Below are 21758 nucleotides of genomic sequence, written 5' to 3'. Positions count from 1 at the left end.
GTTTTTTTGATAATTTCAGTGGTATAACCTTTGGAATTATCAAAAAAACTCTAATCTCACAGCTTCCGCTTCCTCGCGTCAATTCGTACGCGGCAATTAGGGTAGTAATAACAAAAAAAGGCGCAGATCTGCGCCTTTCACGAAATTAGAAAACTGAGCAAGTTAATCCTATTGCACATATTCTTGAAATCAATAGGAGTCTCGCAAACCCAGGTTTTGGATCAGCGTTTGATAACGCGCTTGATCATTCTTTTTCAAATACTTAAGCAGCTTGCGGCGCTTGTTTACGAGTTTTTGCAAGCCTCTTCGTGAATGAAAATCTTTTTTATTGTCTTTAAAATGTTCTGTTAAATACTTTATGCGACCTGTCATCAATGAGACTTGTACCTCAGGCGAACCCGTATCATTTTCAGCTCGCTTGTATTCATTAATTATTTCTGCTTTTTGTACGCTAGTTAGCGACATATTCACTCCTGGAGATAAGCTATGTATGTTCTTTCAAAGGGGAGCATTCTACCAAGGCAAGAACACAGACACAAGTGTTAGTTAATAATTTGTGCAATATTTTACGTAAGTGCCCAATCCTACTAAGGGATGCCCGTATTAGGCCCGTCATAGACAAACCATTAACTCAAACTCGTAGCCCGTAGGATCAAAGATGTCTAATCCCTTGATCGTTTGATAGTCCCATAAATCAGAATGCTAGCAGGCGTTTAACGCTTAAATTGCCTGCGTTTAATTCACCTAAGCCAATGAAACAGTTGTTATTATAAAGACGAACACAGCCACTTGCTTCATTTTTCCCTATCCAATCTAAAGCTTTTCCTTGGCGCAATGCGGATATTTCATCATTACCTAAATCTAATCGAGGTAAATAACTCACCGCTCGCTCCATTGGTAACAAACAATCAACTAATTCCTCTGGTGATTTTTGTTGTAGTTCGTCTAAAGTATACATTTTTGCATTGCCAAAACCTGCTGTGCTCAAACGGTGAAGCTTAGTCACATGGGCTCCGACACCCAATAAGTCGCCAATATCTTCGACTAAATTACGAATATAAGTTCCCTTTGAGCAAGAAACCTTGATTTCAAATTGATTCCCGCTAAAAGCAATTAACTCCAATTCATGGACGGTAATTTCCCTCGCTGGACGCTCAATGGTGATCCCCTCTCTTGCATATTTGTAAAGGGGGGTTCCTTTATGTTTTAGAGCAGAAAACATGGAAGGAACTTGTTTAATTGTGCCTTTAAATTGTTTCAAAGCAATCAGTAAATCTGACTCATTTAATGTAAAGGGCGGTGTTGTTTTAATAACTTCACCTAACACGTCCCCGGTATTGGTTTTAACTCCGAGAACCCCAGTAGCTTCATAGCATTTATCTGCATCCAAAAGGTATTGGCAAAATTTCGTTGCCTCGCCAAAACAAATCGGCAACATGCCTGTCGCTAGGGGATCCAAACTTCCAGTATGCCCTGCCTTTTTTGCCCTATACAAGCGCCTGACTTGTTGTAAAACCGCGTTGGAGGACAATCCCTGGGGTTTATTTACCAATAAAATACCATTGATTACTCTATTACACTCAACTTTGGTCATCTTTGTTATCAGGAGAGTTTAAATCGTCAATTAATCGGCTTAGCCGTCTGCCGTACTCAATGGATTCATCATAAACAAAATGAAGCTGTGGCACCGTGCGCAATTTCACGCTTCGCGCTAACGCTGTGCGTAGATAACTTGCTGCCGAATTCAAAATGGACGCGGTTTTCTCTTTATCCGCATTTAATGCGGTAAAATAAACTTTTGCGTGCCCTAAATCCGCGGTTACCTTTACTGATGAAATAGTGATAAAAGCAGGTAGGCGCGGATCTTTGATTTCTTGCTGAATAATTTGCGACAGCTTGCGTTGCATCATTTCTGCAACGCGATCTATTCGCTTAAACTCGTTACTCATAAATCCCGCTTAATTTCAATAGTCTCAAACACTTCAATTAAATCGCCAGCCTTAACATCATTATAGTTCTTCACCCCAATACCGCATTCAAGACCTTGACGTACCTCAATGACATCATCTTTGAATCGTCTTAGTGATTCCAATGTGCCCTCATAGATAACAACGTTATTTCTAAGCACACGGATCGGATTATTCCGCTTCACTGTTCCTTCTACAACCATGCAACCGGCAATAGCGCCCAATTTCGGTGAACGGAACACATCTCGCACTTCAGCAATACCGACAATTTCTTCTTTAAACTGTGGTGCGAGCATACCAGAGAGAGCCCCCTTAACTTGATCCACAATATCATAAATCACGCTGTAATAATGTAAGGATACGCCTTCTTGTTCAGCTAAGCGCTTAGCTCCACCGTCAGCACGAACGTTAAATCCAATTAGCAATGCATTGGAAGCAATAGCCAAATGAACATCAGATTCGGTGATACCTCCCACTCCGCTGGCGATGATTTCGACCTTGACTTCATCCGTTGATAGCTTAACTAATGCATCAGCAATAGCCTCGACAGAACCTTGTACATCGGCTTTCAAGATGACATTAAGTACCTTAGCCTCTGCAGTTGCCATGGTCTCAAAAATACCTTCGAGAGTGGTTTTTTGGCGTCTTGCCAGTTTTACGTCTCTGTATTTGCCTTGTCTGAATAGAGCTACTTCACGTGCACGTTTCTCATCGGGAACAACAACTGCTTCATCACCTGCATGAGGAATGGCAGAAAGACCGAGCACCTCAACCGGAATAGAAGGGCCAGCACTATCGACATGAGTGCCATTGTCGCTTACTAATGCACGAACACGCCCGTATTGTAATCCAGCAAGTAAAATATCACCTTTGTGAAGGGTTCCACTCTGGACCAAAATTGTTGCCACGGGCCCACGACCTTTATCGAGCCGTGATTCAATGACCACTCCTTTGGCAGCACCATCAGTATTGGCTTTTAACTCCAAAACTTCAGCCTGTAGCAGCACGCCATCGAGGAGCTCATCAATACCTGTTCCAGATTTCGCGGAAATTTTGATAAACATGGTGTCACCGCCCCATGCCTCTGGAATCACATCGTAACCCGATAGCTCATTCATAACCCGGTCAGGATCCGCATCCGGCTTATCCATTTTGTTAATAGCAACAATAATAGGCACATTGGCTGCTTTCGCATGCTGAACTGCCTCGATTGTTTGCGGCTTAACCCCATCATCCGCTGCCACAATCAAAATTACAATGTCAGTGGCTTGCGCACCGCGTGCACGCATTGCAGTAAAAGCGGCGTGACCGGGCGTATCGAGAAAGGTAATCTTGCCCTTCGGTGTCACAACGTGATACGCACCGATATGCTGAGTAATTCCACCTGCTTCGCCTGCAGCAACCTTAGTTCTACGAATGTAGTCAAGCAATGACGTTTTACCATGGTCTACATGGCCCATAATAGTCACAACGGGAGCACGTGATTCCACATGGCTACCTTTGCTTAGAACATCATCAAGATTTTCTTCGATTGCATCTTCTTTAATTGGCCGTGGCCTATGTCCCATTTCTTCAACCACAATGATTGCAGTATCTTGATCAATCACCTGGTTGATGGTAGCCATCGCTCCAAGTCCCATCATTACTTTAATGACCTCAGCAACCTTGACGGACATACGCTTGGCCAATTCAGCAACAGTAATGGTTTCGGGTATAAGGACATCTCTAACTACAGGAGCTGTGGGCATCGCAAAACCATGCGTCAAAGCCTCTTCTGCCTCACGGTATTTTTCTGATTTTTCATTTACCTTTCGCTTTTTTGCCTTACTACGTTTATGGCGAATTTGCAAGCCATGCTCATCCTCATCACGCTCAGGCACTTGGTATTTGCTCTTTTTCTTCCCTTTTCGATATTCCATATCTGAGTCCACGTCAGCCTTTTCCATATGCTTTTTCCGGGAACTTTTTTCAATCTTTTCTACTGGAATATGTGCTATAGGCTCTTCAATTGCACCAAGCTCAAGATCCATGATGTCAGTAGCAATTTCAGGTTCCGCGCTCTCAATTGAGCTCTCTTCTACTTGCTCTTCAGCAGCTTGTTCAATAGGCTCAGGCATATTTTCTTGTGTCGGAGGTTCCGACTCTGAGGAAATGTTCGCTTCGTGGGCTGGTTCTTGAATAGTTTCAGCTTCAACGCTCGTAGGTTCAACAGCTAATACCTGTTCTTCTTCTTGCTCTGCTTCGTGCTCCGCTTGTTGATCGATGAGTGCACTGCGCTTAACGTAAGTACGTTTTTTACGAACCTCGATGTTAACTGTTTTTCCACTATGGACATCGTGGCCAATTTTGACCTGCGTCAAACTTTTACGCTTAAGTGTAATGCGCTCTGGAGTCGTGCGTAACTCTCGGTTAGCGCCACTCTTTAAATGAGTTAGCAGGATTCGCTTCTGCTCTTCATTGACCGTTTGGCTATCACTGGTAAATGATAATCCTGCTTCCTGTAACTGGGTCAATAGGCGCTCAACAGGGATACCAACGACCTGCGCCAATTGTTTAACCGTCACATCCGCCATAAATTTAACCCCCTTTCAGCAATTCGAAAACATTGAATTGCTCAATTCAAATAAATCATACGCTGGATTCAGCGCAAGAAAAGTAAGGCTGATCGGTGCCTCAATGATCTTAGTTAATTATACTATTCAAACCAAGGAGCACGGGCTTTCATGATTAATTCACCCGCTTTCTCTTCAGTCATTCCTCGAATATCAAGCAATTCATCGACAGAGTGCTCAGCCAATTCTTCCATCGTGGTTATTCCTTTAGCTGCTAAACTCTCGGCTAATTCTTCTGTCATTCCTTCCATTGTTAGAAGGGAATCTGAAGGACCAGCTAAACCTTGTCCAGATGTTAGCGCTTGAGTCAAAAGAGTATCATTAGCTCGATTTCGTAACTCTTCGACAATCTCTTCATCGAATTCTTCGATGGCCATTAATTCTTCTTTCGGGACATAGGCAATTTCTTCAAGGGAAGAGAATCCATGAGCAACTAAAAGATTGGCTATTTCTTCATCAATTTCTAGAGCAGAAGTGAATAAATTAACGATTTTATTAGATTCTTCTTGAGTTTTGCTGTTGAATTCTTCAACAGTCATCACGTTTAGTGTCCACCCTGTAAGCTGGCTTGCTAACCTTACATTTTGACCGTTACGGCCAATAGCCTGTGATAATTGATCCTTTTGTACGGCCAAATCCATCGTATGGCTATCTTCATCCACCACGATTGATGAAATTTCGGCTGGAGCCATTGCATTAATTACTAGCTGAGCAGGATTATCATCCCAAAGGATAATATCAACTCGCTCGCCGCCTAGCTCACTGGAAACCGCCTGTACCCGAGCTCCGCGCATTCCAACACAGGCCCCTACAGGATCGATACGCCCGTCATTAGTCTTAACTGCAATTTTAGCACGATTCCCTGGCTCACGCGCAGCCGCTTTGACCTCAATCACATTCTCACCGATTTCTGGAACTTCTATACGAAATAGTTCTACCAGCATTTCATTACGAATACGGCTCACAAACAGCTGTGGTCCACGGGCTTGTGGAGTAATTTCATATAAATATGCACGAACCCTATCATTCGGCCTAAACATTTCATTAGGTAGCATTTCGTTGCGCGGCATGAACGCTTCTGCTTTTCCACCTAAGTCAATGATAATGTTATCTCGAGTAACTTTTTTAACCGTGCCATAAACAAGCTGGCCTAATTTACTTCTAAATTGGTCAACAATCTGTTGTCTTTCAGCTTCACGAACCTTTTGCATAATGACCTGTCGCGCGGTTTGAGCAGCAATTCTACCAAATTCGATAGAAGGCATTGGCTCTTCAATACGCTCACCAACCCCGATCCCTGGTACACGCTCTCTTGCCTGTTCTAAAGTCAATTCCCTTTCTGGGTATTTAAGTTCATCTTCTGTTACTACATCCCAGTACCTAAAGGTTTCATAATCGCCGGTCCGTGGATTAAGCTTAACTCTAACACCAATATCTTTATCAGTGAGTTTGCGAGTAGCAGATTCAAGGGCCGATTGGATTGCTTGCAGAACAACTTCTTTAGTGACCCCTTTTTCGTTTGATAATGCCTCAGCAACTAATAACAATTCTTTGCTCATTGTTCGTCTCTCACTCACCTATCAAGTTTGCTTTTACTATGTGGGAAAATGGTATCTCTAGCTGCTCTTCTCCCACTTTTAGCATCAATACCTCTTCATCTACATTTACAATAGTGCCTGTTAGTTTACGACTGCCATTGATTGGCTTGAATAGTTTTACCTGAATGTCTTGTCCTAAATACCGCCCATATTGCTCTTTATAAAATAGCGGGCGAGGTATACCTGGGGAAGAAATCTCCAAACTGTAGTTTCCCGAAATCGGGTCTTCAACATCCAGGAAAGCGCTTATTTGTTTACTTACTCGTTCACAGTCGTCAATGCCAATACCATCTTCTTTGTCAATGTATACTCGTAATAGAGAGTGTTTTTTTTGCGGTATGTATTCGCATCCCCATAATTCGTATCCGAGATCATTAATAAGCGGCTTTAGCATTGCTTCAATTTCATTTCGTATCATATGCTACTCATTGCCCCTATTCTCTTACCCACATGCTTAGAAGGCCAATTTTTGTTTTTATCAGAACCATTCACTCATTATTCATGAATAAGCTGCGTTGCTTGGATCTTCCTTCCATAGAAGCTCTACTGCTGAGAAGAATTGCGTCTGCGGCACGGGGTGACTCATCTCATTTACCGACGTGTACATTCGTGTTCCACACTCTGTTTTTTCGCATTTCTCCTTGCAGCGGCATCCGCATGAAATCTATTTTTTGACTAAACAAAAATATTTCTGCACAGGAATATGGATCCTCAAGCCAGGTTACACTCAATACTATTTAGAACCGATTGTTTTAACGAGTCTTCTCTTGAACCTGGTAACGTGTTAATTGATTCCCCTATCGACTGTCTGACTAAATTCAACGCTGGGACTAAACATCAACATGTAGCACCCAAAACCACTGAATTAAGCATAATAAAAAACCCCAATAATGGGGTTTTCAATAACTTGGTAGCGGGGGCAGGATTTGAACCTACGACCTTCGGGTTATGAGCCCGACGAGCTACCAGGCTGCTCCACCCCGCATCAGTTGAAGGCAAGTATACTCACCCTTCCTTAATTTATCAAGTTTTTTATAGAATACCACAAATTAATCAGCCACTAACTCTGATCAGTTCACTTTTAGTTACAAGATGGGGTAGCGTTTCGCTCAATAACAGCATAAAAATGAGCGCAAAGATAGAGAGAAAGTTTGTCTCTCTTATAAGGCCACAGCTGCGTTGTACTTTTTCTGCATCTGGTATGGCTCCTGAAAGCCAAATTCTAAGGCCGCGGCAATTCACCTTTCAGCTAATTACCTATGAAACCTAAACTCTGATGTCAAACCCCTATCCTCCAGAGAACGCATTCATGCACACAGTAATTAAACCTGAAGGGAATATACCAAAGTATAGCAAAGCGAGGCAGTTAACAGAGAAAACAAGATTCATTGCGACAGACAGCTTAACAGGGGTGTTATCTGTGGCCTCATCAAAGTACATGACTTTAACGATCCGTAAATAATAATATGCACCCATCACAGCAAAACAAAGTCCAAGTACCGCTACCCAAGTTAAATTGACATCGACTAAGGCTTTTAAGACAAGCAGCTTAACAAAGAATCCAACAGTGGGTGGCACACCAGCCATTGAGAACATGACAATTAACATCATAAATGCAAGCCATGGATTTCTTTTATTCAGTCCTTTCAAATCATCAACATTCTCAATCTCTAAGCCTTTATTAGACATTAAAATTATTAGTCCAAAGGCTGCGGCTGTCATGATCGAGTAAATCAGTACGTAGTATAAAGCTGATGCGTATCCTTCAGCGCTTGCGGATAAAATACCAAACAAAGCGTAACCGAGATGCGATATCGCTGAATAGGCTAAGAGTCGTTTTATATTATTTTGTACGATGGCAAATAAATTACCTAATCCTGTAGATAAAAGGGCCATCACAAGCAGCAACTGTTGCCATTGGGCAGCCAAATCCGGTAATCCCAAACCTAAAACTAATAGCCGCATGGTCATACCCACCGCTGCAATTTTTGGTGCAGTACTAATGAACAAGGTCGCTGATGTTGGCGCGCCTTGATATACATCAGGTGCCCACATATGAAAGGGAACTGACGCTAGCTTAAAACCGACTCCGGCGATTATAAATACGAGTGCGAAAGATAATAACGAACTTTGTTGTTGAGCCCAGTTACTGGCAATGACATTGGCGATTTCCGTAAGTTCTAATTTGCCTGTTGCCCCATAAATTAAGGACATTCCATACAGCAACATACCAGAGGCAATAGCCCCCATGACAAAGTACTTAAGAGCAGCCTCTGTTGCTTCGCTGTTTGTGCGGCGAATAGCGGTCATTGCATAAAGAGGAAGGGACAATAGTTCGAGCCCTAAATAGATCGTTAATAAAGAATGTGCTGACACGAGGATCATCATGCCGAGAGCTGAAAATAATCCGAGTACATAAAAATCACCGGAAGGCATTTGTCGCTCTGTAATATAATACCTTGAATAGAAAAAGCTTAGAAAAACTGAAATATAAATAAATATTTTCATTAATTGAGCAAGATCATCGCTTATAAATTGACCGCCAAGTGTTATGATTTTAAAGTTGCCCACAAACAATATACTAATGAAGGTCGCCAAAGCTAAACCGATCGAAGCGCATATCAATGTAAGCGATGGGTATCGATGGCGAAAAAAAAGATCAACGAGCAAAGCAAGGCAAGCTGTGACCAATACCACTATCTCAGGTAAAGCAATATGCACGTTTTCAAGTAATGCTGTCATCATGTTTGTTTAACCTTATTGGCTAACAGTCTAAAAGGATTGAACTTTTAGACTGGAGTTAATTTTACAGAGTCGTCCAATTCCCCTACTGGAAACAGCCCAAATTAGCCGCTTACACAAAATCCGAAACGGGGGACTTGATTTAGCAAAAAAATTACAGCTTTGTTTTGCCAGCCTGTGCTAGTGTATGGCTCACTGATTGATGCACATAATCCAGCATTGGCTTAGGATAGACACCTAATGCTATAACCATTAACGCTAATAATGCATAGGCACTTATTTCAAAACCAGAAAGATCCTTTAACTTTGCAACTTTTTCATTAGCTATAGGACCAAAAATTACTCGTTTATACATCCATAAAGTGTATGTGGCACCTGTGATTAATGTGGTTGCTGCCCAAAAGCCAATCCAGAAATTGGATTTGATGCTGCCTAAAATCACCATAAATTCACCAACAAAACCTGAAGTTCCTGGCAATCCGGCATTTGCCATGGCAAAAAGCATGAAAAAGGACGCGAAAATTGGCATTGTGTTAACAAGTCCACCCAAATCTTTGATTTGTCGCGTGTGCATTCGATCATAAATATAACCTACACCAGCAAAAAGGCCGCTTGAAACAAACGCGTGAGAAATAATAATCACAATTGCCCCTTCGAGGATAAGTCCAGCATTATTCAAACTCGACTGATGTGCAATATTGAAGATTGCAAAGCAACCCAATGTGACAAAACCCATATGCGAAATTGACGAATAGGCGATTAATCGTTTCATATCCTTCTGTATAATTGCAACGAGACCTATATAAACGACAGCGATAAGTGATAGAGCAATCATTACCATTGCATATTTACTACAAGCATCGGGAACGATTGGCAATGCGAAGCGAATAAACCCGTAAGCACCTAGCTTCAACAAAATTGCAGCTAGTACAACTGAACCACCCGCTGGGGCTTCAGTATGCGCATCCGGCAACCATGTGTGCACAGGAAACATCGGTATTTTTACAGCGAAACCGAAGAAAAAGCCGATTAATATCAAGGTTTGCGCTGTCATACTAAGTTTAAGCGCATAGAATGTTTCAATTTTGAAAGTTCCAGCCTGATACCCCATGTATAGGAAAGCGGCAAGCATAAGCACAGAGCCTAAAAAAGTATAAAGGAAAAATTTAATTGCGGCATATACTCGGTTTGATGATCCCCAAATACCAATGATTAAGTACATAGGAATTAGTGTTGCTTCCCAGAATATATAAAAGACAATTGCATCTGTTGCGGAGAATACTCCGACTAGCAAACCCTGCATAATAAGGAATGCGGCCATGTATTGGCCAACTCGATTTTGAATACTATCCCAGGTAGAAAGAATCACGATAAGGTTAGTAAAAATACTTAACACAATAAGGAGCAGGGATAAACCATCAATGCCTAGGCTATAGGTAATTCCCAAGGCTGGCATCCAGGATATTTCATCGATATATTGCATACTGTAAGTATTAATATCAAATCCAGAAATCAATGGAATGCACATGATTAACGTTAAAATAACCGTGAATAACGATAAATAACGCGATACATTAGGATTCTTATCATCGCCGGTAAGAAATACGAATACTCCCCCGATGATAGGTAACCAGATCAATAAATTGAGCAAATGATGCATACCTTCACCTTATAATCAGCCAAGTAACAACCAGCATAGGAAAATAAAAAGACCTAATACCATAAAAGTTGCATAATGGTATACGTATCCACTTTGTATGTTCCGTCCTATTTGTGCAAACCATCTAATCGTGCGGGCTGCGCCATTAACGACCATTCCATCGATAAGCCTTTGATCACCTGTCTGATAAAAAAGCCCGCCCAGCGCTTTAGTACCTCTAACGATCACATGATCATTAAAAGCATCAAACCAATACTTGTTTATCAAGGCACGGTAAATCCAAGAAAAGGTTTCAGTTAACTTAGTTGGAATTCTAGGCAGGGCAATATAACAAATCCATGCCACAAAAATTCCAGCTATCACGAGCCAAAAGACTGGAGTTAGGATGGCATGTACAGCGGACTCCATTGGTGAACTTACTTCACGGGAAATCTCTGACAGAACATTGTACTGAGGTAGTACAAATAATGACTCACCGAAAATTGAAGGCGTATTAAAAAGCATCGGCATATAAAGAATATATCCGATGATTACTGAGGGAATGGCTAACAGGACCAGTGGAACCCAAACTACCCAGGGGGATTCATGGACGTGTGATAAGGTATGTTCATCCATGCGTGGCTCACCATGAAAAGTCATAAATAGTGCTCTAAATGTATAAACGGCCGTTACAAATGCACCGATTGCGACACAAAAATAGGCATATCCGGAACCTGGAATTTCTGATAATTTTGCTGCTTCAATGATTGTGTCCTTTGAATAAAATCCTGCGAATGGCGGTATCGCGCAGAGTGCCAGGCATCCAATGACAAATGTAACGTAGGTGATTGGCATTTTACGCCATAAACCTCCCATTTTGCGCATATCTTGCTCATGATGCATGCCGATAATCACTGAGCCCGCCGCTAAAAATAGCAAGGCTTTAAAACAAGCATGTGTGAGCAAATGGAAAATACCAGCACTAAAAGCAGATGCACCCATCGCCACCATCATATAGCCAAGTTGCGATAAGGTTGAGTAAGCAACCACCCGCTTAATATCATTCATTACTATGGCTAAAATACCAGTAAACAGGGCCCCCGTGGCGCCGATGACTATAATGAAACTCAGTGCTACTGTTGATAGTTCGACCATTGGAGAAATCCTAGCTACCATAAACACGCCTGCAGTCACCATTGTTGCTGCGTGGATTAATGCAGAAATGGGCGTAGGGCCTTCCATTGACTCAGGTAACCAAACATGAAGTGGAACCTGGGCAGATTTACCCATTGCCCCAACAAAGAGCAATAAGCAAGTTACAGTGATTACCGACCAAGGATGACCGTTGAATAATTCAATCGATTGACTAGCTAAGCTATTAGCACTGCGAAAAACAATATCATAATCCAAACTTCCGGTATAACTTAAAACCATTCCTATCCCTAGGATAAAACCAAAATCCCCTACGCGGTTTACAATAAATGCCTTCAGACTCCCTTGAATAGCAGACTCCTTTTGATACCAGAAACCGATCAGCAGGTAAGAAACCAACCCTACACCTTCCCAGCCAAAGAATAATTGCAGAAAATTATTGGCAGTTACCAGCATCAGCATCATGAACGTAAATAGGGAGATGTAACTAAAGAAACGTTGATAACCATCATCATCAGCCATATAGCCGATGCTGTAGATGTGCACCAAAAAAGATACAAAGCTAACGACTACGAGCATAATCGTTGTAAGCGGATCAATTAGGAATCCTATATTAAATGTATATGGGAATAAATCACCGCCATTTGCCCATGTATAAATATTGACGTTAACAGGTTGAGAGTTACCGCTAAAAATTACCGCAGCAACATAAATGGATAGTAATAGCGAGATTCCCACACCAGCAATAGTGACTGTATGAGCACCAGTACGGCCTATTTGATTACGAAAAAAGCCTGCAATTATTGACCCAAACAAAGGTGTCAGTACAATTATTAGACATAGTTGTTGTATGCTCACGTTGTTAACCTTTTAATTGATTCATCTTATCGACATCGATATTGCCCCTATTACGGAATAGCAACACCACTATGGCCAACCCTATAGCCGCTTCCGCAGCTGCGACTGTTAATATAAAGAAGACGAATGCTTGCCCTGCGACGCCACCATAAAAGTGAGAAAAAATAATAAAATTAGTATTTACTGCTAATAGCATCAATTCAATGCACACCAACAAAAGTATGACATTCTTACGATTTAACATGATGCCTACGAGGCCTAGGCCAAATAAAATCGCTGCCAATATCAGATAATGGTTTACTGGTATCATTTATATTCCTGGTGTTATTTCTCTGGCTTCATTTTGATAAGTTTTACTCGATCTTTTGGATCTGTCATGATCTGCTTTACGATATCCTGGCGCTTAGAGCGAGTTGCACCTCTGTGGGCTAGTGTCACAGCAGATATTATTGCAACCAAAAGAAGAGCCGCAGCAATTTCAAATGCAAGTACATAATCGGTATAAAGCACCAGCCCCAGTCTTTCCGTGTTAGAAGGCGGATTTACAGGCGCTACATACCCTTCATTCTGCGTCGTTTCATGGTAAATTTCCGCGGCACTGCTTTTCTCAACGCTGGTTGTAAAGCTGCCTTCGGGTACGGCAATTAGTAATAATCCAACGAGCAAAGCAACTAAAATGAGTGCAAAGGGTAGATATCTAAGAAAATTGGTTTTCATTGACTCAGTATCAATATTTAGCATCATCACCACGAACAGGAATAGCGTCATCACTGCCCCGACATATACCAACACGAGGATAATCGCTAGAAACTCTGCCTCTGCCATGATCCAGATAGCAGCACTTGCAAAGAAGGTGACTACCAGAAAAAGCACACAGCGCACAGGGTTCCTTTGAGTAATGACCATCAATGCCGACAGAACTGCCAATCCTGCGAATCCATAAAAAACAATTTGTGTAAGTAAATCATGCATTTTTGAACCCCGTTAGCGCCATTTTTTATCAGCTTCTCTGTCTGCAGCTAATTTTTTTTCCATTAAATCACCAACTGCAAGTAATTTTTCCTTGGTCATGATGTTTTGCCCACGTTCGCTGATGTGGTAATGGTGGATTGGTGTAACAACGATTGAATCAACTGGACATGATTCTTCACACAATCCACAGTTGATGCATTTAAACATGTCGATATCATATCGTGTGGTACGCCGTGAGCCATCTTCTCGGGGCTCGGATTCTATTGTAATTGCAAGTGCGGGGCATATCGCTTCACATAATTTACAAGCAATGCACCGTTCCTCGCCATTTGGATATCGGCGTAATGCGAGTAATCCACGAAAACGCGGTGATAAAGGGGTTTGCTCTTCTGGGAACTGCACGGTCACTTTTTTCTTGAAGAAATACCACCCTGTCACTTTCAAACCGGACAGTAATTCCAGTAGCAGAAAGCTGCGAAGATAATGTTTGATGTATCGGTATGCTCTTTTCATTAGCCTGCTCAGTTAACTGGTTAAAACCACGGTTTCAGTTGTGTCATGACCATTAATGCGGTAACGATGACCCACACGATAGTCAATGGAATTAACATTTTCCATCCTAACCGCATTAATTGGTCATAGCGGTAACGAGGGAAGGTTGCCCGAATCCACAAATACACAAATAAGAAGAATGAGATTTTAGCCAATAGCCACACAAATCCTGGTACAGGATAGAAAATTTCCTGTAGAACGGGTATACCTTCAAAGGGAGAAAGCCATCCACCAAGGAATAGTAGGGACATTGTTGCTGAAATTAGGATCATACTGGCATACTCAGAAAGGAAGAATATGGCAAACCCAATTCCCGAATATTCCACATGGAAACCTGCAACAATCTCAGATTCGCCCTCAGCCAAATCGAAAGGAGCTCGATTCGTCTCGGCGATTCCTGAAATCCAAAACGCCATGAAAAGAGGTAACAGCGGGATAAACCACCAGTGCCAAATGCCGCCGTGTTGTGACATGACGATATCGGTTAGATTCAGGCTACCTGCAGCCAGTAGGACACCTACAATAGAGAAACCCATTGCGATTTCGTAGGATACTGTTTGTGCCGCACTTCGCAATGAGCCAAACATGGCGTATTTTGAATTTGATGCCCAGCCAGCAATCAGCACTCCGTACACACCTAACGAGCTCATAGCAAATAGATAAAGCAAACCGGCATTAATGTTGGCAAGAACTACCCCTTGGGAAAAGGGGATCACTGCCCAGCCAGCTAAGGATGGCGCTAGCGCAAACAATGGCGCAATGATAAAAAGATATTTGTTCGATTTCGTTGGGACAATAATCTCTTTTGTGATCAGCTTGAACAAATCTGCAAAAGGCTGTAGTAATCCTCTGATGCCAACGCGGTTAGGCCCTATCCTAACTTGAATATAACCAATCACCTTTCGTTCTGCATAGGTCAGGTATGCAACTCCAATAAGAAGTGGAATTACAATGACTATAATCTTTATTATTATCCATAGCAAAATGCCAATGTCTTGTAGCATATCGTTACCTGTCTAGCGCTTGATTGTTATTGCAGCAAAGGAATGTCCTAAGTCTGCGGTTTCTGGCATTGCATTAGCCACCCATACCACGTCAGGTGCTATGCGCTCATCGCGTTTAAGCGGCAATGTTATCTCAATATCACCTTGAGATACAGTAGCAACTTCATCTAATTTCAACCGATTAGCTGTGCTTGGGTGTATTCTTATACAAGCAGATTCGGATGCTGCGCAAATTTGTAATGCTTGGGCATTCCGCACGATCTGGTCGCAACGGTATAGTGGCCATTCGCCGACCCTAACCATATGCTGGTTACTTGGCGGAAGCGACTCAGGGAAGTAATGCAGACCTTTCACCTCTGGGGTTATCAACACGATTGATTTAATCTCATCCCGGACTTCTTCTGATGAGACGTAATCAAAGCCCTTACATTGAAGTAAATTTCCAAGAACTCTTAAAATCTTCCATGCTGGACGGGATTCTCCATGAGGCTTTTGTGCCCCCTTAACCGATTGCCATACTCTGTCAACATTGATGTAAGTTCCTGATGTCTCTGCATACGGTGCCATTGGTAAAATCACATCGGCATAGTCGTGCATTGATTCATTTTCGAATGCGCTCAGCATAACCACAAATTCGGCGCCTAACATGGATTGTCTTGCGCGATAAGGATTTGCAAAATCAAAACCAGGCTCTAAACCCAAGAGAAAATAACCTTTCAATTTAGCATTTAGCGCGCTTTGTACATCCATACCAATCGTGTCAGATGACTTAGCAGCAACTGTCCGATGGGGCAGCATACCGGCTAAGCAGGCTCCAGCGGTATTTGCGCCAGTAGTTAGCCTTAACACTTTAACCTGATTTTTCTCTTCTATAACATGAATTAAAGTGCGCAATAAGGCCGCATCAGGATGATTTTCACAAAGAGCTCCGGTAACGATGGCAGCATTTGGTTGTTTTAACGTTTTCGCAATGGCAACTGTTGCCCCATCAGGCTGTAGACCTATGAGTAACTTTTGCACTTCGTCTGGCAACTCTGTTACGTTCTCTGTCATTGCTAAAAGCAGTTTCGCTAACTGCATTGGCATGTCTTGTGGAGAAACAATTATTTTCTCAGTCACATCAAAGCGGTATTCATAGTCCACCGGATTAATTGCAAAAAGCTTTGCCCCATTCCTAAATGCTTTGCGCGCTCGAATTCCAGCGAGTGGTACTTCCCTATCGATATTGCATCCAAAAAGAAGGATTGCCCGCTGATTTTCCAATTCACTGTATTTCAATGAACTACTCGGCATTGTTGGCTGATGATCCTGATCACGAAAATCAGTTTGTTGAATACGATGGTCAAGGTTATTTACGCCAATCTCACGCATTAACTTTTGTAATAAATAAAGCTCTTCAAGAGAAGATGAAGGCGAAGCAAAAGCAGCGAATTGCTCTGGTCCATGTTGCTTAATGATGCGGCTTATACCCTCGGCAGTAAATTTGAGAGCTGATTCCCAATCGACTATTTCCCACTGGCCATTTTTCTTTATCCGTGGCTGGCTTGCACGGGCCTCGCTATTTAATCCTAAATAGCTAAACCGATCCCTGTCTGAAAGCCATGTTTCATTAATTTCTTCGTTTTCTCTTGGCACTGCTCGCATCAATTGATTTCGGCGAGTATGTAAATAGACATTTGAACCCAAGCAATCATGAGGTGCAAGACTCTCATGTTGAGTCATTTCCCATGCTCTTGCCGTAAACCGGTAAGGTTTAGACGTGAGCGCGCCTACTGGGCAGAGGTCTATAATATTTCCAGAAACTTCTGAGGTAATACTGTGTTGCACATAAGTACCAATTTGCATATGTTCACCGCGGCCTGTTGCACCTAGTTCACGCAAACCAGCAACCTCTTCCCCAAAGCGTACACAGCGCGTACAGTGAATGCAACGGGTCATTTCTGTTGCAATCAGAGACCCTAGGTCATCATCAGCAACGGAGCGTTTTGACTCCTTATACTCGGAAGCATCGTGTCCGAATCCCATAGAAAGATCTTGCAACTCGCATTCACCGCCCTGATCGCAAATCGGACAATCTAAAGGGTGATTAATTAGAAGAAACTCCATCACAGCTTGTTGTGAACGCACTGCTTCTTCTGATTTAGTGTGCACTTTCATCCCATCAGTAATGGGGGTTGCACAGGCAGGAACAGGCTTACGGCTATTCTCAACCTCAACCAAACACATGCGGCAGTTAGCTGCAACCGATAGTTTTTTGTGGTAACAGAAGCGTGGAATATAAATTCCAGCCTCATCTGCAACCTCAATGATCATCTTGCCGTTTTCTACTTCGAATGTTTTACCGTCGATTTCAATGGTAGCCATTGTTTAACCTTCTCAATTATGCTGCGACGACCGAGCGTTTGTGCTTAATGAAATATTCAAATTCGTGATAAAAATGCTTCACAAAACTTTGTACAGGCCATGCAGCTGCTTCACCTAAAGCGCAAATAGTTCGACCTTCTATTTTGTCAGCAATATTTGCTAATTTCTCAATGTCACCGGGCTCGCCATGTCCCTCTTTTATCCGATGTAATAGACGGACTAACCACCCTGTCCCCTCGCGGCAAGGAGTGCATTGGCCACAGGATTCCTCCATGTAGAATTCTGAAATTCGATAAAGTGCATCAACCATGCAAGTGGTTTCATCCATCACGATAACTGCACCGGAACCTAGACCAGATCCTGCTTTTTGAATGCTGTCATAGTCCATATCGAGGTTCATCATGACATCACCTGGCAGCACCTTCATTGACGATCCGCCAGGTATAACTGCTTTGATCTTCCTGCCGTTGCGAACACCGCCAGCCAATTCCAAAAGTGTTTTGAATGGCGTTCCAAGAGGAATTTCAAAATTTCCAGGATTATTGACATGACCGCTAACACTAAAACACTTAGTACCCCCATTATTGGGTTTGCCTAAAGTTAAGAACCATTCTCCCCCTTTCTCCATAATGACCGGAACTGAGGCGAAAGTTTCTGTGTTGTTGATTGTCGTAGGTTTCCCATATAAGCCATAATTGGCGGGAAAGGGCGGCTTAAATCGTGGCTGCCCTTTTTTCCCTTCAAGGGAGTTAAGCAATGCAGTTTCTTCTCCGCAAATATATGCACCTGCACCTAAATGATTATAAAGCTCAAAATCAAAACCGCTGCCTAAGATATTCTTACCCAGTAATCCTGCCGCATAGGCCTCTTTTAATGCCGACTCCATCCTCTCGAATGGAAGCCAAAATTCGCCTCGGATGTAGTTATAACCAACAGTAGCACCCATCGCATAGCCGGCGATTGCCATGCCTTCGATTAACTGGTGCGGATTGCGGCTTAAAATTTCACGATCTTTACATGTTCCCGGTTCACCTTCGTCTGAGTTGCAGACCACGTATTTTTGTACCGGGGAATTACGATTCATAAAACTCCATTTAAGTCCCGTGGGAAAACCCGCACCACCTCGGCCCCGGAGTGCTGAGGTTTTGACTTCCTCGATTATTTCATGAGGGGGAGTTTTATCCTGTAGAATTCGGCGCCATGCACTGTATCCGCCTATACTTTCATAGGCTTTAAGCGTCCAAGATTTCTCTAAGTGGAATGTTCGGTAACAGACCTGATTTTGTTCAACCATGACAACTACCTCTATCGTTCATTCGTACTGTTCCAAAACTTTGTCAATTTTCTCGGCGGTTAGATTTTCATGGTAATCTTTATCCACCTGCATCATAGGGGCATTAGCACAGGCAGCGAGGCATTCAACTGATCGTAGTGTAAACCGACCGTCTGTTGTTGTCTCGCCTAGTTTGACACGTAATTTCTTTTCCAGATAGCTTACCACTTCGGATGAACCACAAAGCTTACACGAGATATTAGTACAAACATTAATCAAATGACGACCAATGGGTTTATGCTCATACATGGTATAAAAGGAGGCAACCTCATAGACAGCAATAGGTGGCATATCTAAATATTCAGCAACTGCATCCATTAGCTCTGGAGTTAAATAACCATGTTCCTCCTGAACTATTCTTAAAGCCGCCATAACCGCTGATTGCTTTTCCTCAGAGGGATATTTTGCAATCCAATGGTCAATCTCATCGACACGTGCCGATGTTATTAGCTGACGAAGTAATTTTGTTGAATTATCGGGCATTCTTTCTAACCTTTAATGCGATAAATTAACCATCTAATTTATCGGTCTATCTCACCAAATACAATGTCCTGGCTTGCTAGGATTGCAACACCATCAGCAATCATGTGGCCTCTTGTCATCGCATCGTAGCTGGATAAATGAGCAAAGCCTGGAGCTCGAATTTTCATACGATACGGCTTATTGGCACCATCTGAAACCAGATATATACCAAACTCTCCTTTAGGAGCCTCTACTGCACTATAAACTTCACCTTGGGGCAAACAAAAACCCTCTGTAAACAGTTTAAAATGATGTATGAGTGCTTCCATATCATGCTTCATTGTTTCTCGTGGAGGCGGTGTAATTTTATAATCATCAACCTTAACTGGACCTGGATTTTGGCGAAGCCACTCTATGCATTGCCGGATGATACGATTTGCTTGACGTAATTCTTCAACCCGTACGAGGTAGCGATCGTAGCAATCGCCTGTTTTTCCTACTGGAATGTCAAACTCAACCCTGTCATAAGCTGCGTAAGGTTGTTTTTTACGTAAATCCCAAGCTATACCAGAACCCCTTAACATGGGGCCTGTGAATCCCCACTGCAGCGCTTCCTCAGGCGATACTACACCGATGTCCACTGTACGCTGCTTCCAGATTCGATTCTCGGTCAATAATGCTTCGTACTCATCAACTCGCTTTGGAAAACGCTCGGTAAATGCCCAGAGAAAATCAAGGAGTGATCCCTGACGGTCTTGGTTCATTTTGTCAACTTCGCGATCATTGTGCCAGCGTGAAGGCTTATACTGGGGCATTGTGTCTGGGAGATCACGAGCCACACCGCCTGGTCGGTAATAAGTTGCATGCATACGTGCACCGGATACTGCCTCGTAGCAGTCAAATAAATCTTCCCGCTCCCGGAAACAGTACAAGAATACAGTCATCGCACCTATATCTAAAGCGACAGCTCCTAACCAAAGCAGGTGGTTAAGTATTCTTGTTACTTCATCAAACATGGTACGAATGTATTTTGCCCGCAGAGGGATATCAATCCCAATCAATTTTTCGATTGCCATCACATAAGCATGCTCGTTACACATCATAGAGACATAATCGAGCCTATCCATGTAGCCAATACTTTGCAGATATGGTTTGGTTTCTGCTAATTTCTCGGTAGCGCGATGCAATAATCCAATGTGTGGATCCGCACGTACAATTGTCTCGCCTTCTAGCTCTAATACTAAACGCAATACACCATGAGCGGCAGGGTGTTGAGGGCCAAAATTAAGGGTGTAATTTTTTAACTCTATCATTTTGCCCCCCCTTTGTTCTTAATATCGAGATAACGGTTATCGTGTCGTATCACTTTAGGTACATTGATTCTCGGAACGATATCAACGGGCTCATAGATTACCTTTTCTAATGTTGCATCATAACGCATTTCCACATACCCGCTAAGTGGGAAATCTTTTCGGAAGGGATGACCGATAAACCCGTAATCAGTTAGAATTCGTCTTAAATCAGGATGCCCATCAAATAAGATACCAAACAGATCATAAGCCTCACGCTCAAACCAATTCGCAGCTTTCCATATCGTATGCACCGAAGGCACAACAAGGTGCTCTTCGTCTACGTAAGTTTTCACTCGTAGACGATGGTTCAATTTTGTAGATAAAAGATGGTAAACAACTGCAAACCGTGGTTTAGACCAGATAGAAGCCTTTGCTTCTAGTGGCTCTGAGCCCCGGGAAAATCCGCTTTCTGTCGCAGATTCTGTTTCCCAGTCGTAGGCTCCATAATGCAAATAATCGACTCCACAGAGATCAATAAGTTGATCGAAAGCGAAAGCTTCATGGATGCGCAATTGATGCAGTGCATCTTTTAAATGCCCAACCTCACATTCCAGGGTAATCTCATCATTTGCTATTGAGATACTTGTGATTAATGTATTCAATTCTTTTGATATTTTATCAGCCAAGTTGGTCAATTTTGTCATCGGATAGTTACCTGTGCTGGTCTTTTAAACTTCAATCACTTTTTTGCGCCTGATTTTGTTCTGCAACTGGATGATACCGTAAAGTAGAGCCTCTGCCGTTGGTGGGCACCCTGGAACATAGACATCTACAGGAACAATCCGATCACAGCCGCGCACCACTGAGTATGAGTAATGATAATAACCACCGCCGTTAGCGCAAGAACCCATTGAGATAACCCATCTAGGTTCAGGCATTTGATCATACACCCTACGTAAGGCCGGGGCCATTTTATTGCACAAGGTTCCTGCTACAATCATGACATCCGATTGGCGCGGGCTGGGACGAAAAATTATTCCGAAGCGATCTAAATCATAGCGGGCAGCGCCTACATGCATCATTTCAACAGCACAGCATGCCAAACCGAAAGTCATTGGCCACATCGAACCACTTCGAGCCCAACCAAGCAGTTTTTCTACTGATGTTGTAACAAAGCCAGTTTTCTGCAATTCAGCAACAGCCATAGCAAG

General features: G+C 42.6%; 18 protein-coding genes, 1 tRNA gene and 2 pseudogenes. All 21 read right to left on the bottom strand.

Annotated elements, in window-relative coordinates:
- Nucleotides 1–189: 189 nt before the first annotated feature.
- Entirely contained in the window at nt 190–465 is a 276-nt protein-coding gene (rpsO, locus tag LMI_RS01185) for a 30S ribosomal protein S15 (RefSeq protein ID WP_045098173.1), read from the bottom strand.
- Nucleotides 466–694: 229 nt separating this feature from the next.
- On the bottom strand, nt 695–1594 hold the full coding sequence (gene truB / locus LMI_RS01180) for a tRNA pseudouridine(55) synthase TruB (protein WP_045098172.1): 900 nt from the start codon (nt 1592–1594) through the stop codon (nt 695–697).
- Nucleotides 1581–1949 carry a 30S ribosome-binding factor RbfA gene (gene rbfA / locus LMI_RS01175; RefSeq protein ID WP_045098171.1) on the bottom strand — a complete coding sequence of 123 codons (369 nt, stop codon included), beginning with the start codon at nt 1947–1949 and terminating at the stop codon, nt 1581–1583. The genes truB and rbfA overlap by 14 nt, the downstream gene beginning before the upstream one ends.
- Nucleotides 1946–3943, bottom strand: a pseudogene (gene infB, locus LMI_RS01170) (translation initiation factor IF-2); the annotation flags it as partial. The pseudogene infB and the gene rbfA, both read right to left, overlap by 4 nt.
- A gap of 239 nt (nt 3944–4182) precedes the next feature.
- Nucleotides 4183–4540: pseudogene (locus LMI_RS15785) on the bottom strand (translation initiation factor IF-2 associated domain-containing protein); the annotation flags it as partial.
- A gap of 122 nt (nt 4541–4662) precedes the next feature.
- Complete coding sequence (nusA, locus tag LMI_RS01165) at nt 4663–6138, bottom strand: transcription termination factor NusA (RefSeq protein ID WP_045098169.1); 1476 nt, start codon at nt 6136–6138, stop codon at nt 4663–4665.
- 10 nt (nt 6139–6148) lie between these two features.
- Entirely contained in the window at nt 6149–6595 is a 447-nt protein-coding gene (gene rimP, locus LMI_RS01160) for a ribosome maturation factor RimP (RefSeq protein ID WP_045098168.1), read from the bottom strand.
- Nucleotides 6596–7085: 490 nt separating this feature from the next.
- Nucleotides 7086–7162: transfer RNA gene (locus LMI_RS01155), tRNA-Met, on the bottom strand.
- Between the two features lie 302 nt (nt 7163–7464).
- Nucleotides 7465–8919: an NADH-quinone oxidoreductase subunit NuoN gene (nuoN, locus tag LMI_RS01145; RefSeq protein ID WP_045100490.1), complete on the bottom strand. Its 1455-nt coding sequence runs from the start codon at nt 8917–8919 to the stop codon at nt 7465–7467.
- Nucleotides 8920–9073: 154 nt separating this feature from the next.
- Entirely contained in the window at nt 9074–10579 is a 1506-nt protein-coding gene (locus tag LMI_RS01140; protein ID WP_045098166.1) for a complex I subunit 4 family protein, read from the bottom strand.
- 15 nt (nt 10580–10594) lie between these two features.
- Nucleotides 10595–12568, bottom strand: coding sequence for an NADH-quinone oxidoreductase subunit L (gene nuoL / locus LMI_RS01135; RefSeq protein WP_045098165.1), 1974 nt, complete (start codon nt 12566–12568; stop codon nt 10595–10597).
- Nucleotides 12569–12572: 4 nt separating this feature from the next.
- Nucleotides 12573–12878 carry an NADH-quinone oxidoreductase subunit NuoK gene (gene nuoK, locus LMI_RS01130; RefSeq protein WP_045098164.1) on the bottom strand — a complete coding sequence of 102 codons (306 nt, stop codon included), beginning with the start codon at nt 12876–12878 and terminating at the stop codon, nt 12573–12575.
- A gap of 14 nt (nt 12879–12892) precedes the next feature.
- Complete coding sequence (locus LMI_RS01125; protein WP_045098163.1) at nt 12893–13540, bottom strand: NADH-quinone oxidoreductase subunit J; 648 nt, start codon at nt 13538–13540, stop codon at nt 12893–12895.
- Between the two features lie 12 nt (nt 13541–13552).
- Nucleotides 13553–14053, bottom strand: coding sequence for an NADH-quinone oxidoreductase subunit NuoI (nuoI, locus tag LMI_RS01120; RefSeq protein WP_045098162.1), 501 nt, complete (start codon nt 14051–14053; stop codon nt 13553–13555).
- A 20-nt stretch (nt 14054–14073) separates the two neighbouring features.
- Nucleotides 14074–15096 carry an NADH-quinone oxidoreductase subunit NuoH gene (nuoH, locus tag LMI_RS01115; RefSeq protein ID WP_045098161.1) on the bottom strand — a complete coding sequence of 341 codons (1023 nt, stop codon included), beginning with the start codon at nt 15094–15096 and terminating at the stop codon, nt 14074–14076.
- Between the two features lie 12 nt (nt 15097–15108).
- Nucleotides 15109–17460 (bottom strand): NADH-quinone oxidoreductase subunit NuoG, encoded by a 2352-nt coding sequence (gene nuoG, locus LMI_RS01110; RefSeq protein ID WP_045098160.1) that lies wholly within the window; start codon nt 17458–17460, stop codon nt 15109–15111.
- Nucleotides 17461–17476: 16 nt separating this feature from the next.
- Complete coding sequence (gene nuoF / locus LMI_RS01105) at nt 17477–18754, bottom strand: NADH-quinone oxidoreductase subunit NuoF (protein ID WP_045098159.1); 1278 nt, start codon at nt 18752–18754, stop codon at nt 17477–17479.
- Nucleotides 18755–18772: 18 nt separating this feature from the next.
- Nucleotides 18773–19276 carry an NADH-quinone oxidoreductase subunit NuoE gene (gene nuoE, locus LMI_RS01100; RefSeq protein WP_045098158.1) on the bottom strand — a complete coding sequence of 168 codons (504 nt, stop codon included), beginning with the start codon at nt 19274–19276 and terminating at the stop codon, nt 18773–18775.
- Nucleotides 19277–19314: 38 nt separating this feature from the next.
- Entirely contained in the window at nt 19315–20568 is a 1254-nt protein-coding gene (locus LMI_RS01095) for an NADH-quinone oxidoreductase subunit D (protein WP_045098157.1), read from the bottom strand.
- A complete protein-coding gene (locus LMI_RS01090; RefSeq protein ID WP_045098156.1) occupies nt 20565–21251 on the bottom strand; it encodes an NADH-quinone oxidoreductase subunit C in 687 nt (228 codons plus the stop codon). The genes LMI_RS01095 and LMI_RS01090 overlap by 4 nt, the downstream gene beginning before the upstream one ends.
- Before the next feature lie 24 nt (nt 21252–21275).
- Nucleotides 21276–21752 carry a NuoB/complex I 20 kDa subunit family protein gene (locus LMI_RS01085; protein WP_045098155.1) on the bottom strand — a complete coding sequence of 159 codons (477 nt, stop codon included), beginning with the start codon at nt 21750–21752 and terminating at the stop codon, nt 21276–21278.
- Between the last annotated feature and the right edge of the window lie 6 nt (nt 21753–21758).

Source organism: Legionella micdadei, assembly GCF_000953635.1.
Lineage (GTDB): Bacteria > Pseudomonadota > Gammaproteobacteria > Legionellales > Legionellaceae > Tatlockia > Tatlockia micdadei.
This window is presented reverse-complemented; position numbering and strand designations above follow the sequence as displayed.

Bases quoted from the DNA above. Each gene is read 5' to 3' on its own strand.
- LMI_RS01090 (WP_045098156.1), bottom strand. From the start codon at position 21,251: ATGACAAAATTGACCAACTTGGCTGATAAAATATCAAAAGAATTGAAT.
- nuoH (WP_045098161.1), bottom strand. From the start codon at position 15,096: ATGCTACAAGACATTGGCATTTTGCTATGGATAATAATAAAGATTATA.
- nuoI (WP_045098162.1), bottom strand. From the start codon at position 14,053: ATGAAAAGAGCATACCGATACATCAAACATTATCTTCGCAGCTTTCTG.
- nusA (WP_045098169.1), bottom strand. From the start codon at position 6,138: ATGAGCAAAGAATTGTTATTAGTTGCTGAGGCATTATCAAACGAAAAA.
- nuoG (WP_045098160.1), bottom strand. From the start codon at position 17,460: ATGGCTACCATTGAAATCGACGGTAAAACATTCGAAGTAGAAAACGGC.
- nuoE (WP_045098158.1), bottom strand. From the start codon at position 19,276: ATGCCCGATAATTCAACAAAATTACTTCGTCAGCTAATAACATCGGCA.
- rimP (WP_045098168.1), bottom strand. From the start codon at position 6,595: ATGATACGAAATGAAATTGAAGCAATGCTAAAGCCGCTTATTAATGAT.
- LMI_RS01140 (WP_045098166.1), bottom strand. From the start codon at position 10,579: ATGCATCATTTGCTCAATTTATTGATCTGGTTACCTATCATCGGGGGA.
- LMI_RS01085 (WP_045098155.1), bottom strand. From the start codon at position 21,752: ATGGCTGTTGCTGAATTGCAGAAAACTGGCTTTGTTACAACATCAGTA.
- rpsO (WP_045098173.1), bottom strand. From the start codon at position 465: ATGTCGCTAACTAGCGTACAAAAAGCAGAAATAATTAATGAATACAAG.
- truB (WP_045098172.1), bottom strand. From the start codon at position 1,594: ATGACCAAAGTTGAGTGTAATAGAGTAATCAATGGTATTTTATTGGTA.
- nuoK (WP_045098164.1), bottom strand. From the start codon at position 12,878: ATGATACCAGTAAACCATTATCTGATATTGGCAGCGATTTTATTTGGC.
- LMI_RS01095 (WP_045098157.1), bottom strand. From the start codon at position 20,568: ATGATAGAGTTAAAAAATTACACCCTTAATTTTGGCCCTCAACACCCT.
- LMI_RS01125 (WP_045098163.1), bottom strand. From the start codon at position 13,540: ATGCATGATTTACTTACACAAATTGTTTTTTATGGATTCGCAGGATTG.
- rbfA (WP_045098171.1), bottom strand. From the start codon at position 1,949: ATGAGTAACGAGTTTAAGCGAATAGATCGCGTTGCAGAAATGATGCAA.
- nuoN (WP_045100490.1), bottom strand. From the start codon at position 8,919: ATGACAGCATTACTTGAAAACGTGCATATTGCTTTACCTGAGATAGTG.
- nuoF (WP_045098159.1), bottom strand. From the start codon at position 18,754: ATGGTTGAACAAAATCAGGTCTGTTACCGAACATTCCACTTAGAGAAA.